The organism is Pseudomonas sp. G5001 (genome assembly GCF_013385475.1).
Taxonomy (GTDB): Bacteria; Pseudomonadota; Gammaproteobacteria; order Pseudomonadales; family Pseudomonadaceae; genus Aquipseudomonas.
Genome location: NZ_JACAPZ010000028.1, coordinates 45607 through 60313 on the forward strand (window position 1 = coordinate 45607; position 14707 = coordinate 60313).

A 14707-nucleotide genomic window follows, 5' to 3' on the forward strand; every position below is an offset into this window, starting at 1 on the left:
GCCCGCTCCCACATTTTGATTGTGCTGTTTTCAGGTTTTTGGCTGCAACAACAGCGCCACCAACGCACTCCACCCTGTCTGATGCGAAGCCCCCAACCCCCGCCCGGTCTCGCCATGAAAATACTCATGGAACAACACCAGGTCGCGGCTCGCCGGGTCCGCCTCCAACTGTGCATACCCCACCATCGACGGCCTTGAACCGTTCTCATCCCTCAGAAACAGGCTCGTCAACCGCTGGCTCAGCCCCTGCGCAACCTCCTCCAGCGACGCCAGATACCCACTCCCCGCCGGATACTCCACCGAGAAATGATCCGCGTAGTAGCGGTGAAACTCCCGCAACGATTCGATCAGCATGTAGTTGACCGGCATCCACAACGGCCCGCGCCAGTTGGAGTTACCGCCGTACAGCCGCGAATCGGACTCCGCCGGTTCATAGCGGGCACACAGGGTATTGCCATTCATCTTCAGCGCCAGCGGTTCCTCGGCGAACGCTTTCGACAGCGACCGCACCCCAAAGGTGGAGAGAAACTCCGACTCATCCAGCATCCGCCGCAGCAAATCCTTGGTCCGCTCCCCCCGCAACAGCGCCAGCAGCAGGCGATTACCCTGCCCCGGCTCGTTCCAGCGCGACACCAGCTTGGCCAGGTCCGGCCGATGCTTCATAAACCCCAGCAACCGCTCGCGCAAACCCTCCAGCCCTTCATGCTCGCGCTGCTCCAGCACCAGCACCGCAAACAGCGGCATCAGGCCGACGATAGAACGCAGCCGCACCGGCTCACTTTCACCGCCCGGACGATGCAGCACGTCATAGAAAAACTGATCCTGCTCATCCCACAAGCCTTCGGCGCCATCGTCAACGCGGTTGATCGCCCCGGCGATATACAGGAAGTGCTCAAAGAACTTCACCGCGATATCCACATACACGACATTGCGCTTGGCCAACTCCAGACCGATACGCATCAGGTCCAGCGCGTACGCCGCTACCCACGCCGTGCCGTCCGCCTGGTCCAACTGATAACCCGGCGGCAAATCAGCCGAGCGATCAAACAGCGCAATGTTGTCCAGCCCAAGAAACCCACCCTGGAACAGGTTGCGGCCCTCGGCGTCCTTGCGGTTGACCCACCAGGAAAAATTCAGCAGCAGCTTGTGGAAGATCCGCTCGAGGAAATCCATGTCGCCCACGCCATTCAGCGCCTTGTCCTGCTGATACACCCGCCAACTGGCCCAGGCATGCACCGGCGGGTTGGCGTCGTCGAAACGCCACTCGTAGGCCGGCAACTGACCGTTGGGGTGCATGAAGCGGTCTTTCACCAACAGCAACAGTTGCTGCTTGGCATAACCGGGGTCGATCAGGGCAACGGCCACCGCCTGGAACCCCTGGTCCCAGGAGGCATACCACGGATATTCCCAAGTGTCGGGCATCGAGAGAATGTCGAAATTCGACAAGTGCCGCCAATGGGTATTGCGGATATGCAAACGCTCGGGCGGCGGCGCGGGCTGGGCCGGGTCGCCGTCGAGCCATTGATTCACGTCGAAGTAGTACAGCTGTTTGGACCACAGCAACCCGGCCAGGGCCTGGCGCTGCACATTGCGTGCGTCTTCATCGGCGATGCCCTGTTGCAGCGCCGCGTAAAAGTCATCGGTCTCCTGGCGGCGCTCTTCGAATAGCTTGCGCGCATTGATCCACGGCGCCTCCACCGGGGCGAAGCGCAGGTACAGGGTTTTGCTTTCCTGGCCCGCCAGTTCGAGGATGAAACGCGCGGCCACCTTGGTCCCCGAATCCCGGCGAATCGCCGATTCCAGGTCCGTAGTCACATAGTCGTTGATCCCGTCCTTGAACGGCCCCGGCGCCGGTTGCCCGTCCAGCCTGGGGTAGTTGGTTTCGTTCTCGCAGAACAGCCATTCCACTCCGTCCTGGCCCCAGGCACTGAGGTGGCGATCGAACAGCTCATGGTGCCGCGCCACCACCTGTTCGCCCTCCAGGCGCAACTCGGGCCTGGGGGCATCGTGGGTCCAACTCCAGTCGTTGCGCGCCCACAGGTGCGGCATCACCTGCAAGCGTGTGGGCTGGTCCGATCGGTTGTGCACGGTGATGCGCATGAACACGTCATCGGGCTGGTGCTTGGCGTATTCCACCGTGACGTCGCAGTAGCGGTTGTCTTCGAAAACCCCGGTATCGAGGATTTCGTATTCGGCATCCCCCAGGCCACGCCGGGCGTTTTCGGCGATCAGGTCGTCATAGGGAAAAGCCGCGTGGGGGTATTTGTAGAGCATGCGCATGTAGGCATGGCTCGGCAAGCCATCGACGAAAAAGTACAGTTCCTTGACGTCTTCGCCGTGGTTGCCCTCGGCGTTGTTCAGGCCGAACAGACGCTCCTTGATGATCGCGTCGTGCTCGTTCCACAGCGCCAGGCCCAGGCACCAGCGCTGGGCCTTGTCGCTGAAGCCCGCCAGGCCATCCTCGCCCCAGCGGTAGGCGCGGCTGCGGGCATGTTCGTGGGGGAAGTAGCGCCAGGCATCGCCGTCGGCGCTGTAGTCTTCGCGCACCGTGCCCCATTGCCGCTCGCTCAGATAGGGGCCCCAGTCACGCCAGCGCTCGCCGTCAGGCTTGGCCAGGCGCTGGCCTTCAATCGTTTCCAGAATGTTCGTCGCAGGCTGTGCCGTCATCGAGTCTTCCGTCGCGTTCAGAGGTGACGGCCAGTGTAGAGCCCTTCGACGGTGAGATGCACGTGAAGCTGACGTCATCCAGCTCATTCATTTGCAGAATGAAGTCCAGAGGAATCTTCGTTTGCAAGGCGCCGGCAGGCCCAACAAAATCAGGCATCCGTGCTTTTCCTCTCTATAGCCGCCAGGAATTTTTCTATGCCCACCGTCAGCCCTGACGAGATTCGCAAAGGCTTCTCCAAAGCCATGTCCGATATGTACCGCGATGAAGTGCCGCTGTACGGCGCACTGATGGAACTGGTGGCCGAGACCAATGCCCGGGTGCTGGAAACCGACACCGCGCTGGCGCAACAACTGAAGCGCACCGGGGAAATCCAGCGCCTGGACAGGGAGCGCCACGGCGCCATCCGACTGGGCACCGCTGAAGAACTGGCGACCATCAGCCGCCTGTTTGCGGTGATGGGCATGCAGCCGGTGGGCTATTACGACCTCACGCCTGCCGGGGTGCCGGTGCATTCCACCGCCTTTCGCGCCGTGCATGAAAGCGCCCTGCAAACCAGCCCCTTCCGGGTGTTCACTTCGCTGCTGCGTCTGGAACTGATCGAAAACCCGGAACTGCGGGCCTTCGCCCAGTCAGCCCTGGCCAAGCGTTCGATCTTCACCCCACGCGCCCTTGAGTTGATCCAGCAAGCTGAAGCCGACGGCGGCCTCGACGCCGCCCATGCCGAAGAGTTTATCCAGCAAGCCCTGGAAACCTTCCGCTGGCACCACACCGCCACCGTCACGGCCGCGCAATACCAGCAACTGAGCGACCAGCACCGGCTGATCGCCGACGTGGTCGCCTTCAAGGGCCCGCACATCAACCACCTGACACCGCGCACCCTGGACATCGACCAGGTGCAGGCCGCGATGCCCGGCAAAGGCATCACCCCCAAGGCCGTGATCGAAGGCCCGCCCCGCCGCCAGTGCCCGATCCTGCTGCGCCAGACCAGCTTCAAGGCCCTCGACGAGGCAATCGCCTTTACCGATGCCAAAGGCAGCCACAGCGCGCGCTTCGGCGAAATCGAACAACGTGGCGTGGCGCTGACGCCCAAGGGTCGCGCGCTGTACGACCAATTGCTGAATGCCGCACGGGATGAATTGGGCGCGTTTCCGAATGAAGCCAATGCCGGGCGCTACACCGAATTGATGGAGCAGCACTTCCAGGCGTTTCCCGATAATTACCAGCAGATGCGTGAGCAGGAGCTGGCGTACTTCCGCTATTTCGTAACCGAGAAAGGCTTGGCCGCCCAGGACAAGTTTAAAACCCTGGACGAACTGATCGCCGCCGGCCACGTGGACGTGGAGCCGTTGGTGTACGAAGATTTTCTGCCGGTGAGTGCGGCGGGGATTTTCCAGTCGAACCTGGGGGATGCGGCGCAGAGTCACTACGCGGCCAACTCCAACCAGGCCGAGTTTGAGAAGTCCCTGGGTCGCCAGACTATCGACGAGTTGAAGTTGTACGGTGAAACCCAGCAGCGCTCGATTGACGAATGCAAGCGCGCGCTGCTGGCTTGAAAGAGAGAGTTCGCCCGGCCACAGCGCATTCCATGCGCCGTCTAAGAGCCCCAGTGCCGGGCGAACGGTTGGCATGATAGGCAGCGGCGGTGCTGCTGTCTTTCGGGCAATTCTGAACAAATCTTCTACTTGGCCGTCGCTTTCTCCAGTTGCTCGACGATCTTGTCTTTGATCAACAGGCGTTTCTTCTTCAGCTTCTCCAGCTCCTCGTCACCGCCGCTTGAGGACTCAAGCTCCAGCACCTCCTTGTCGGCGCTGTCGTATTGGTGGAGCAGCGAATCCAATCGGTTATCGCTCGCCCTGCGTTCATGAATAGCTTCCTTGCTCAAACCCAGGTCCTGATACAGGTCGTGTTTCACTGGCATGGAGTACCTCCGCAAGTTGATCATTGACTGAATACCCCTTGAAGCTAGCCCATCCGGCGGGCTCTTGTCATGTTTGAGATCAACCTGTCGCGTTTGCGTCCCCGTTCGTCGCGGGGCAGACGATTTCATAAAACCTTTGGCGCACGCTGCCCTCCACTGTAGATCGTCACCCGATGGAGAACAGGTTCCATGAATCACGCTGCCAACGCTGTCGACACCCAGTGCATCAACACCATTCGTACCCTCGCCATGGACGCTGTGCAAAAGGCCAACTCCGGCCACCCCGGCACGCCCATGGGCCTGGCGCCCGTCGGTTACACCTTGTGGAGCCGCTTCCTGCGTTATCATCCCGAGCACCCCGACTGGCCTAACCGTGACCGTTTTGTATTGTCCGTGGGCCACGCCTCGATGCTGTTGTATTCGCTGCTGCACCTGGCCGGCGTGGTGGAGATTGATGCCCACGGCAAGCGCTCCGGCCAACCGGCCATCAGCCTGGACGACATCAAGCAGTTCCGGCAGATGAGCTCCAAAACTCCCGGCCACCCCGAATACCGCATGACCACCGGCGTAGAAACCACCACCGGCCCCCTCGGCCAGGGGTGCGCCAACAGCGTCGGCATGGCCATGGCCGAGCGTTGGCTGGCCAAGCGTTTCAACCGTGACGACCAGGTGCTGTTCGACTACAACGTCTACACCCTGTGCGGCGACGGCGACATGATGGAAGGCATCAGCAGCGAAGCCGCGTCCATCGCCGGGCACTTGAAGCTGGAGAACCTGTGCTGGATCTACGACAACAACACCATCAGCATCGAAGGCCACACTGAACTGGCCTTCAGCGAAGACGTGATCAAGCGTTTCCAGGCTTATGGCTGGCACACCTTGCACGTCACCGATGCGAACAACCTGCTGGCCCTGAGCGACGCGCTGAGCACGTTCCAGAAAAACACTGGGGCACCGACGCTGATCGTGGTCGACAGCGTGATCGGCTATGGCTCGCCCCACAAGCACAACACCGCGTCGGCCCATGGCGAGCCTTTGGGCGATGAAGAAATCCGCCTGACCAAAGCCGCGTACGGCTGGCCCGAAGACTCAAGCTTCCTGGTGCCGGATGAAGCGCGCACGGTGCTGCGGGATGCACTGCTCAAGCGCAGCAAGCCGCTGTATGAGCAATGGACTGAGACCCTGTCCCACCTCGAACAGTACGAACCGGAACTGGCCGATGAACTGCGCCGCATGCGTGCCGGCGAGATGCCCGAGCATTGGCAGGAGCAACTGCCGAGCTTCGCCGCGGATGCCAAGGGCGTCGCCAGCCGTGCCGCCGGGGGCGAGGTGTTGAATGCGTTTGCCAAGCAGATCCCGTGGCTGCTGGGGGGCTCGGCAGACTTGTCGCCGTCCACCAAGACCAACCTGACGTTCGACGACGCCGGGCGCTTCAGCGCCGAGAACTACGGCGGGCGCAACCTGCACTTCGGCATTCGTGAACATGCCATGGGCGCGATTGCCAACGGCATGGCGCTGTCATACCTGCGGCCCTACACCTCGACCTTCCTGGTGTTCAGCGACTACATGAAACCGCCGATTCGTCTCGCGGCGATCATGGAACTGCCGGTGGTGTTCGTGTTTACCCATGACTCGATTGGTGTCGGCGAAGACGGCCCCACTCACCAGCCCATCGAACACCTGACCCAACTGCGGGCGACGCCGGGCTTGCTGACCCTGCGCCCGGGCGACGCGAATGAAACCCTGGAAGCCTGGAAGATCGCCCTGGCCCAGACCCATCGGCCAACCTGCGTGGTGCTGTCGCGGCAGAACCTGCCGACCCTGGACCGCACGAAATACGCAGCGGCGACGGGTACATCCCGTGGTGCTTATGTGCTGGCCGGCGCCGATAAGCCCCAGGTGATCCTGATGGCCACCGGCAGTGAAGTCAGCCTGGCGGTGGAAGCCTATGAGCAACTGAAGACTGAAGGCGTGGCGGCGCAAGTGGTGTCGATGCCGAGCTGGGAACTGTTCGAAGAACAGGACCAGGCCTACCGCGACAGCGTGCTGCCACCCGCAGTGAAGGCACGACTGGTGGTGGAACAGGCCGGCCCATTGGGTTGGGATCGCTACGTGGGGCAAACCGGGGCCAAGGTGGTGATGAACAGCTTTGGCGCCTCGGCACCGCTGTCCAAGTTGCAGGCCAAGTTCGGCTTTACCCTGGACAATGTGGTGAAGCTGGCGAAGGAGCAAGTCAGGCTCAACAGCTGACCCAGTGCACGCATGCCGGGCGTGGCCTACCGAGGGAAACCTCGGTGCCACGCCCTGCTGCTCATTTCCCGCCGGTGACGTCCAGGAACGTACCGGTGATGAAGGACGCCTCGGCGCCTGCCAGCCACAGGATCGCCCGAGCCACTTCTTCAGGCTGACCGCCGCGGCCCATGGGGATCGAATCCTTCACGCGATCAACCCGCCCTGGCTCCCCGCCACTGGCGTGAATGTCGGTGTAGATATGCCCGGGGCGGATGCAGTTGACGCGTATTCCCTCCCTGGCCACTTCCTTGGCAAACCCGATGGTGAAGGTCTCGAGAGCACCCTTTGATGCGGCGTAGTCGACATATTCGTTGGGGCTGCCCAGCCGGGCGGATGCCGACGAGATATTGATCACGGCACCACCCCGCCCCTGGTGACGAAACGACATGCGCTTCACCGCTTGCTGGGCACACAGCATCGGCCCGATCGCGTTGACCGCGAAAATCCGCTGCATCCGCTCGAACGGCAAGTCTTCGACCCGGGACTGCAATGCGTTGATCCCGGCGTTGTTAACCAGCACATCGATGCGCCCGAACGTCCGATCTATCGCCGCAAATAACTGGACGACCTGCTCCGGGTCTGCGCTGTCCGCGCGTACAGCCAACGCCCGGCGCCCTGCCGCTTCTACATCCGCCACCACCGCGAGGGCGGCAGACTCATCGGAAACGAAGCTGATCGCCACGTCATAACCTTGTGCGGCGGCCAGCCGCGCGGTGGCGGCGCCAACGCCACGACTTCCACCTGTTATCAGAATCAGCGGTGCCTGCGGGACGGTATCCATTGCGCGAACCTTCATGTGGTGGTGGAAAATGCTTTGCCTGCTGTCAGCCGATCAGGATGGTGCCCGTGGCAATCACCACGCACGCCAGCACCTTGCGGACCGTCAGTGTCTCGCCCAGGAAGAAATAGCCGATCAGTGCCGCAAACAGCACGCTGGTCTCGCGCAAGGCCGAGACCGCGCCCATGGGCGCACCGGCCATGGCATAGATAATGATTCCGTAGGCCAGGAGCGACACCAGCCCACCGGCGAAGGCCGTGAAAAACCCGGGCCGCAGGCTGAACAGACTTTTCGGGCCCCGCAGGCCGATATACACCGCCGGCATCAACACGCCCCACAAGGCGCACATCCACACCGTATAGGCCATCGGCGCACCCGACAGGCGCGCGCCGATGCCGTCTGTCACGCTGTAGGCGGCAATGAAACAGCCGGTGCCCAGGGCGTATGGCAGGCTGGGAACGGCGAGCCGGCGCCCCCTGAACGCCAGGGAAATGATGCCGCCCGACACCAGGGCAATGCCCAGAAGCGAGCTGGCCGAGACACTCTCCCCGGCAAACACGGCGGCACCCAAAGTGATCAGCACCGGCGAGGAGCCCCGTGAAATCGGATAGGTCTGCCCCAGGTCTCCGACTTTGTAGCTGCGCACCAGGAACAGGTTGTAGCCCACGTGCAGCACCGCTGACAGCACCACATAAAACCAGCTGGCTGGCGCCGGAGGGTCCAGTAACACCGCAACGCCGCCACTGGCGATAGCGACCGCCAGGCACATCACCGTCATCGACCAGAGCCGGTCGGCGCCGCCACGCAGCAGCGCATTCCAACTGGCGTGCAGTAAGGCAGCGAAGAGGACCAGGAGAATAATGGGATAAGGCATGCGCCCATCCTAAGCAAACCGGCGCCTTAACTGAAGCGAAGTCTGCTCATTGAAGAATGAGCAAATCCTCATGCTTTATTCGTAAGCCAGTCCGGCGTTTACGGCGTCCTGCATCAGCCAATCACGAAAGCTGACGATATGCGGCTGGGACTCGATGCCTTTGGGGCAGACAAAGTAATAAGCGACCGGTGACGGGAACGGCACATCGAACAGCCTCACCAGGCTGCCATCGCTCAGCTCTGACTCCACATGCCCACTGCGCGCCAATGCAATGCCCTGGCCGAGCAAGGCCGCCTCTATCGTCATGTTGGTATCCGCAAACCTGACACTTTCCTTGAGCGGCGCAATCGCGAGCCCGACGTGCTGGAACCATACTTCCCACTTCGGCACCAGGTCGGCGCCGTCGCGCATCAGCAAGGGATAGCGCAGCAATTCGGCCGGGGTGTTTGGCCGGCCAAAGCGTTTCAACAGATCGGGACTGGCCACCGGAAAAATCTGCTCGCGGAACAGGAACTCCGAATACAGCGCCGGGTAATTCCCGTTGCCCAGGCGGATCGCAACATCAGCCTCCGCACTGGAGAAGTTGATGATCTTGTCGCTGGAGTCCAGGGTGACCAATATTTCAGGGTGCCGTTGGGCCAGGCTCGGCAATCGGGGCAGCAGCCATTTCAGCGCGAAGGAATAGGTGGTACTGACCTTGAGCCGGACCCTGCCCTTTTGCTCGCGCAGGTCCGCGAGTGTCGCCTCAAGGTTCATGAAAAACTCGCGCACGATCGGCGCAAGGGCTGCTCCGGCAGGCGTCAGGCTGAGTGACTTGCCCCGCTGGAACAACTGCAATCCCCAGAGCTCTTCAAGGTGCTTGAGCTGATGGCTGACGGCACTCTGGGTGACATGCAACTCTTCTGAAGCCGAAGTGAAGGTTGCGTGGCGTGTGGCAACCTCAAAGGCGCGCAATGTCGAGGTGGGTGGCAGGTCTCTCATGGCATTGCTTCACCGTTTATGAATAGATGCTCATGATAGAACATCTATCCATTGCGCTGTAGGCCGCCCTCAACCCAGCTGGAACCGCGCCGTGTTGTCGCTCAACGCCCGGCTGCCCTTGCTCAACCTATCCGCCGCCTGATTCACCGCCCGCGCGCCGTCGAGCAAGCGCCCGGCGGCCTGGTCAACCTGCTGGATATTGCCGCTCACTTCATCCGCCGTCGCTGCCTGTTCCTCAACCGCCGTGGCGATCTGCGCCAGGGTGTCAGTAACACTCTGCACCGCGCTGGCGATCTCCCCCAGGCGATGGCCCAGGCCCGTGACGGACTCGGCATCGGTCACCGCCTGCTCACAGGCCACGCCCATCAGGGTGACCGCCTGGCTCACCGTCGCGCGCAAACTGTCCACCGTGCCGGCGATCTGCGCCGTGGAAGCCTGGGTCCGTTGCGAGAGGCTGCGCACCTCATCGGCCACCACCGCAAAACCCCGGCCCTGTTCACCGGCCCGCGCAGCCTCGATGGCAGCGTTCAGCGCCAGCAGGTTGGTCTGCTCGGCGATACCCCGAATGGTGTCAACCACCGACTGGATCTGCTGGCCCTGCTGGCTGACGCGCTCCAATGCATCGGAGGTGTCGGTCAAGCGCTGGTTGAGTTGCTGGATACTCGCGGTGGTGCGCTGGCTGTCGCGGCTGCTGTCCTCGGCAATCTGCCGGGTTTTCTGCGCGCTGCCGGAGGCCTGCTCGCAGCTCTTGGCGACGCCCATGGAGGTCGCGGCCAACTGTGTGGCGGCCGCTGCAATCTGGCTGATCTGCTGTTGCTGGTCTTCCACTTCGGTCAGCGTGCTGCCCGATTGCGAATTGAGTGTCAGCACCGCAGAGCCCAACTGCTGCGTCTCGTGATTGACCCCCAGCAGGCTGGTGCGCAACTGCACCACCGCCACGTTGAGCGCCGTGCTGATGGCCGCCAGTTCATCGCGCCCTTCCACCGCCACTTCAACGCACAGATTACCGTCACGCAGGGATTCGGCCAGGGTGGTGATGCCGCTGGCACTGCGGCGAATCGATGCCTGCAAGCACACGAACAGGTACAGGGCTGCCAGCGCCAGCACGCTGAACGTCACCGCCACCGGGATGAATTGCTTGAGCGAGCTGTCGCGGTAGTAACCCAGGCGCGCGTCCAGCGAGGTCAGCGACTGTTTACGCAACGCGCCGAGGGTACCGAGCATGCCATCCACACTGCGTTCGAAGCCGGTGGTATCGAGCTTGATGGTGCCGCCGAACACGCCTTCGTCCAGGGTCTTCAGCTCGTTGTCCAGCAGTTGCAAGCTGTCGTCGTATTGCGCGATCCAGGTTTGCAGCCCCGGGTATTGCTTGGCCTTGAGGGATGCGGCGGCCTTGACCAACTGGTCCCTTGCATCGCCGATGCGACCGCGCAAATCACGCATCTGCAAACGGCTTTGCAGGGTGAACTGCCCCGATGCGATGGATGACTGCCCGACGCTCGCCATACGCCCGATACGCTCGATCAGGTCGGGGGTTTGCTGGGTGGAAATCTGCATCAGCAAATAGGTTTCAAGCCACGGATCGAGGATCAACCCGGTGTCCATGGTGATCTGTTCGCGCAGGGTTTGCATCGCGCTCAGCGCAGACGTGAAGCGGTCATAACCATCCGGCCACCAGCCCACGGTGCGCAGGGATTGGGAATCCATGCCCGTGACCGAGGCTTGCAATGCCTCAAAACGTGCAAGGGTATCCGGGCGGGCGTTCTGGGCTTTGAGGGCCTCGCCCAGGGCCAGCACGCTTTGCAGGATCAGCGGGAAATTGGTATCGACCGCAGTCATGGCCGCCTTGGCCGCGGGTGTCTGGTCGTGGAGGATGTCGGCGGCTTTCCAGCGCGCCGCCAGGTTGCGCTGGGCGGTCAGTTGGGCGTCCAGGGCATCCAGCGCCAGCAGTTCGCGCACCCCGGATTGCTCATTGGAAATCACCGTCAGCTTGGTGCGGTACTCCTGCGCGATCATCCACAGGCTGCCCGCCAGGGGCAGCATGAACAGGAAAAAAAGGATCTGGAACTTGCGCGCGAATCCAAAACGTCCGAGCAGGCGGATACCTGGCGACAACACACTTTGCATGTCCGACTACTCCTAGAACCACTCGCCTGTGCGGCGAATCAAGCTTTGAAATGATTGACGGCAAAATGCCATGTCATTGATTAAGCTGGCTCTAGCAAGAAACGGACCGCTGTTGTCGGGCCCGCTGGATAGGCGGGACGTCGTGCAAAACACGCTGTACCGTGCGCGAAAATGGGGCGAAAGCACTCAGCGCAGGTGGCAGAACGGTAACCGTCTGACCAATACCGCAAGCGTGAGGGCGGCCGACAACCTGTGGCGAGGGAGCTTGCTCCCGCTGGGCTGCGAAGCGGCCCCAAAACAGGCACTGGTAGTCCGTCAGGTCGATATCGATTGCAGGGTTTAGGGCTGCTTCGAAGCCCAACGGGAACAAGTTCCTTCGCCACAGGATGGGTGCTTGCTGAATCAGGATTGCCGACTGGCAAACACCAACACTTTCTCCAGCATCCGGTCACAGGCCTCAAGCTGCGCAACGCTGATGAACTCGTCAGGCTTGTGCCCCTGGTCCATGCTGCCCGGTCCACATACCACGGTGGGAATGCCCGCCTGATCAAACAGCCCGCCTTCGCTGCCGAACGCCACTGTGCCGTATGCCTGAGAGCCACAGAAGTCGGCAACCCATTCAGCCGCCTGGCTCTGCGCTGATGTCGACAACCCTGGGTAACTCGACAGCTCACTGAAGTGGATTGCACACTGCCCGCTCACCGCCTGCATCGCGGGCAATAAGGTGTGCTCGGCGTAACCCCGCAGTTGGTCCGCGACGTGCCAGAGATTCTGTGCGGGCAGTGAGCGCACTTCGAAGTCGAAGCTGCAGTTTTGCGGGACGATATTCAGGGCGTTGCCACCGGCAATCATGCCGGTTTGCACGGTGGAGAACGGCGGATCAAAACTCCCGTCGTGATGTTGCGGCGCCTTGAGTTCTTCACCGAGCCGGCCCAGTTCGATGATCAACAGCGCGGCATATTCGATGGCGTTCACACCCGACGGCGCATACGCCGAATGGCACGCCGCGCCATGTACCTCGCAACGCATCGCCAGCTTGCCCTTGTGGCCCAGCACCGGCTTGAGTTCGGTCGGTTCGCCGATCACGCACAGTAACGGCTTGACGGTTTTTGCATGGAACGCTTCGATCAGCGATCCCACGCCCAGGCAGCCCACCTCTTCATCGTAAGACAGCGCGATATGCACCGGCATGCGCAGCGGTGCCTGCACCAGCGCCGGTACGCTGGCCAGCACGCAGGCGAGGTAGCCCTTCATGTCGGCGGTGCCACGCCCGTACAGCTTGCCATCCTTCTCGGTCAGTTCAAACGGCGCAACGCTCCAGCACTGACCGTCTACAGGTACGACGTCGGTATGGCCCGAAAGCACGATACCGGGCACCTCCGCCGGACCTATGGTGGCCAACAGATTGGCTTTGCTCTTTTGCTCGTTGAACAACAATTCACAGCTCACGCCATGGTGCTGCAAGTAGTTGCGCACGAAGTCGATCAGGGCGAGGTTGGATTCGCGGCTGGTGGTGTCAAAGCTGACCAGGTGCGCCAGCAGGTCACGGCTGCGGCTCATCGGTCATCTCCCGGCACCGCGTAGCCAGGGGCGCTTTGCGGGTTGATGGCGCGGTCGATATAGTCCTGCATTTGCCCGCGATAGGCCTGCCAGAGTTGGTCCAGGGTGCCGATCGGATCCACGTCGGCCCAGTCCACCCGCAGGTTGACGATGGGCCACAGGTGGTCACCGACCACCACCAGCGCGGCAGAATGTACTGGCCCCGCCTCGCCGCCTCCCGCCGCCCCCGCCTGCATGGAGGCGAGCAACCGGTCGGCGAGATGCCCGGGCGTATCTTCGAAGGCGCGCACCATGGCTTCGATCACACCGGTATTCGCCAGCATGTTCCCTGCCGCCACGCATTGCTCGCCGCTGACCGCGTGGTGGATGCCCAGGGTCTGCGCGCCGCTGAAGTGTGCGGTTCGGCCAGTGCTATCGATCACTGTCACCTGGCGATATTCGCTACGGCTCTGCGGGGTGAGCGCGGTGGCCAGCGCCTCGCTCGGGGCCATGCCCTGGGCCAAAAGGTCCAGGGTTTGCGGGCCGAGGGCCGGCAACGTGATGTTCTGCGACGCCACCGCGCCCACGCCGGGGCGCAGCCACGGGCAACGGGCGCCCACGGCAATGCTCGACGAGCTGATAGCGATACCCAACTGGCCGGTTTCGGCACAGCGGGCGACAACCGAAAAGGTCATGGGGGTTCCTGCCTGTGAGGGGTGAAATCAGTCGAGCAACGAAGGGTCGGCGTCGATCATCAACTGCTTCATTTCTTCAAAATGCCGTTGCGAGAAATCCGTGATGCCTTCCCATCCCCGCGCGGTCTTTTCAGCCACTTCGTCAGACAGTATCCGCAGCGGCTGGCCGGTGGACCACGCCGTGACGAGGATCTGGCAGGCGCGCTCCAGGGTCCAGATATCATCGAATGCCTCGCCGATGGAGGTGGCTGTGACCATCACCCCATGGTTGCCCATCAACAAGCGGCTCTTGCCATCCAGCAAACCGGCGAGGCGCTCGCCCTCGGCCTCGGTGTCGGCCATGCCACCGTACAGCTCGTCCACCGCCACGCGATTGAAATAGCGCGCGGTGTTCTGGTCGATCGCAGGGATATGCGGCTTGGCCAGGCAGGCTACCGCCGTGGTGTACACCGGGTGCAGGTGCAGCACGGCGCGGGTTTGCGGCAACAGCCGGTGAATCTGCCCGTGGATCGACCAGGCGGTAGCGTCTACCTCCGGATGATCGGCACCGCCGGCGTCGTCGGCATTCAACAGCAGCATGTCACTGGCGCGGATACGCGAGAAGTGCTTCCACTTCGGGTTGAGCAGGAACTGTTTGCCGTCGGCCGACACCGCCGCGCTGAAATGGTTGGCCACTGCCTCATGCATGCCAAGGTGCGCAACGATGCGGAAAGTTGCCGCCAGGTCGATGCGGGTTTGCTCTTCAAGTGATAACGCCATGTAGCTTTCTCCGCAGGACAAGTACCCCATAATCTGTAGTGAGCAAGCTCGCTCGTCACAGGTATGGCGTGTTCCT

12 protein-coding genes are annotated in these 14707 nt (G+C 62.2%); 2 read left to right on the forward strand and 10 right to left on the reverse strand.

All coding sequences use genetic code 11. The features are described 5' to 3' along the window. Nucleotides 1-30: 30 nt before the first annotated feature. On the reverse strand, nucleotides 31-2667 hold the full coding sequence (locus tag HX805_RS22060; RefSeq protein ID WP_177080254.1) for a glucosidase: 2637 nt from the start codon (nucleotides 2665-2667) through the stop codon (nucleotides 31-33). After that, nucleotides 2627-2824 (reverse strand): hypothetical protein, encoded by a 198-nt coding sequence (locus HX805_RS22065; protein WP_177022110.1) that lies wholly within the window; start codon nucleotides 2822-2824, stop codon nucleotides 2627-2629. The genes HX805_RS22060 and HX805_RS22065 overlap by 41 nt, the downstream gene beginning before the upstream one ends. 38 nt (nucleotides 2825-2862) lie before the next feature. Here HX805_RS22065 and HX805_RS22070 point away from each other — a divergent pair, with 38 nt between their 5' ends. Next, on the forward strand, nucleotides 2863-4221 hold the full coding sequence (locus tag HX805_RS22070; protein ID WP_177080255.1) for a VOC family protein: 1359 nt from the start codon (nucleotides 2863-2865) through the stop codon (nucleotides 4219-4221). A gap of 125 nt (nucleotides 4222-4346) precedes the next feature. Here the strand turns inward: HX805_RS22070 and HX805_RS22075 are convergent, their stop codons facing one another. Then, nucleotides 4347-4586 (reverse strand): DUF465 domain-containing protein, encoded by a 240-nt coding sequence (locus HX805_RS22075; protein ID WP_003215657.1) that lies wholly within the window; start codon nucleotides 4584-4586, stop codon nucleotides 4347-4349. A gap of 189 nt (nucleotides 4587-4775) precedes the next feature. Here HX805_RS22075 and tkt point away from each other — a divergent pair, with 189 nt between their 5' ends. Then, a complete protein-coding gene (gene tkt / locus HX805_RS22080) occupies nucleotides 4776-6836 on the forward strand; it encodes a transketolase (protein WP_177080256.1) in 2061 nt (686 codons plus the stop codon). 61 nt (nucleotides 6837-6897) lie between these two features. Here tkt and HX805_RS22085 read toward each other — a convergent pair whose 3' ends face one another. The 7 genes from HX805_RS22085 to HX805_RS22115 all read right to left on the reverse strand — a co-directional run bounded on the left by HX805_RS22085 (nucleotide 6898) and on the right by HX805_RS22115 (nucleotide 14631). Further along, complete coding sequence (locus tag HX805_RS22085) at nucleotides 6898-7659, reverse strand: SDR family oxidoreductase (RefSeq protein WP_003215653.1); 762 nt, start codon at nucleotides 7657-7659, stop codon at nucleotides 6898-6900. A 43-nt stretch (nucleotides 7660-7702) separates the two neighbouring features. Continuing rightward, entirely contained in the window at nucleotides 7703-8530 is an 828-nt protein-coding gene (locus HX805_RS22090; protein WP_177080257.1) for a DMT family transporter, read from the reverse strand. A 75-nt stretch (nucleotides 8531-8605) separates the two neighbouring features. After that, nucleotides 8606-9511 (reverse strand): transcriptional regulator GcvA, encoded by a 906-nt coding sequence (gcvA, locus tag HX805_RS22095; protein WP_003215650.1) that lies wholly within the window; start codon nucleotides 9509-9511, stop codon nucleotides 8606-8608. Between the two features lie 69 nt (nucleotides 9512-9580). Further along, nucleotides 9581-11638 carry a methyl-accepting chemotaxis protein gene (locus tag HX805_RS22100; RefSeq protein ID WP_177039840.1) on the reverse strand — a complete coding sequence of 686 codons (2058 nt, stop codon included), beginning with the start codon at nucleotides 11636-11638 and terminating at the stop codon, nucleotides 9581-9583. 402 nt (nucleotides 11639-12040) lie between these two features. Next, nucleotides 12041-13198: an acetylornithine deacetylase gene (gene argE / locus HX805_RS22105; RefSeq protein ID WP_003215645.1), complete on the reverse strand. Its 1158-nt coding sequence runs from the start codon at nucleotides 13196-13198 to the stop codon at nucleotides 12041-12043. Further along, a complete protein-coding gene (locus HX805_RS22110; RefSeq protein ID WP_008434686.1) occupies nucleotides 13195-13872 on the reverse strand; it encodes a DUF1028 domain-containing protein in 678 nt (225 codons plus the stop codon). Before HX805_RS22110 ends, argE begins: the two co-directional genes overlap by 4 nt. 27 nt (nucleotides 13873-13899) lie before the next feature. Next, the gene (locus HX805_RS22115) at nucleotides 13900-14631 is read right to left on the reverse strand and encodes a class II aldolase and adducin N-terminal domain-containing protein (protein WP_008434687.1); all 732 of its coding nucleotides are present in this window, start codon (nucleotides 14629-14631) and stop codon (nucleotides 13900-13902) included. Nucleotides 14632-14707 lie beyond the last annotated feature (76 nt).

What these genes read in the sequence shown, in the direction of transcription:
- HX805_RS22090 (WP_177080257.1), bottom strand. Translation starts at nt 8,530, where the DNA reads ATGCCTTATCCCATTATTCTCCTGGTCCTCTTCGCTGCCTTACTGCAC.
- argE (WP_003215645.1), bottom strand. Translation starts at nt 13,198, where the DNA reads ATGAGCCGCAGCCGTGACCTGCTGGCGCACCTGGTCAGCTTTGACACC.
- HX805_RS22110 (WP_008434686.1), bottom strand. Translation starts at nt 13,872, where the DNA reads ATGACCTTTTCGGTTGTCGCCCGCTGTGCCGAAACCGGCCAGTTGGGT.
- gcvA (WP_003215650.1), bottom strand. Translation starts at nt 9,511, where the DNA reads ATGAGAGACCTGCCACCCACCTCGACATTGCGCGCCTTTGAGGTTGCC.
- HX805_RS22070 (WP_177080255.1), top strand. Translation starts at nt 2,863, where the DNA reads ATGCCCACCGTCAGCCCTGACGAGATTCGCAAAGGCTTCTCCAAAGCC.
- tkt (WP_177080256.1), top strand. Translation starts at nt 4,776, where the DNA reads ATGAATCACGCTGCCAACGCTGTCGACACCCAGTGCATCAACACCATT.
- HX805_RS22085 (WP_003215653.1), bottom strand. Translation starts at nt 7,659, where the DNA reads ATGGATACCGTCCCGCAGGCACCGCTGATTCTGATAACAGGTGGAAGT.
- HX805_RS22100 (WP_177039840.1), bottom strand. Translation starts at nt 11,638, where the DNA reads ATGCAAAGTGTGTTGTCGCCAGGTATCCGCCTGCTCGGACGTTTTGGA.
- HX805_RS22115 (WP_008434687.1), bottom strand. Translation starts at nt 14,631, where the DNA reads ATGGCGTTATCACTTGAAGAGCAAACCCGCATCGACCTGGCGGCAACT.
- HX805_RS22060 (WP_177080254.1), bottom strand. Translation starts at nt 2,667, where the DNA reads ATGACGGCACAGCCTGCGACGAACATTCTGGAAACGATTGAAGGCCAG.
- HX805_RS22075 (WP_003215657.1), bottom strand. Translation starts at nt 4,586, where the DNA reads ATGCCAGTGAAACACGACCTGTATCAGGACCTGGGTTTGAGCAAGGAA.
- HX805_RS22065 (WP_177022110.1), bottom strand. Translation starts at nt 2,824, where the DNA reads ATGCCTGATTTTGTTGGGCCTGCCGGCGCCTTGCAAACGAAGATTCCT.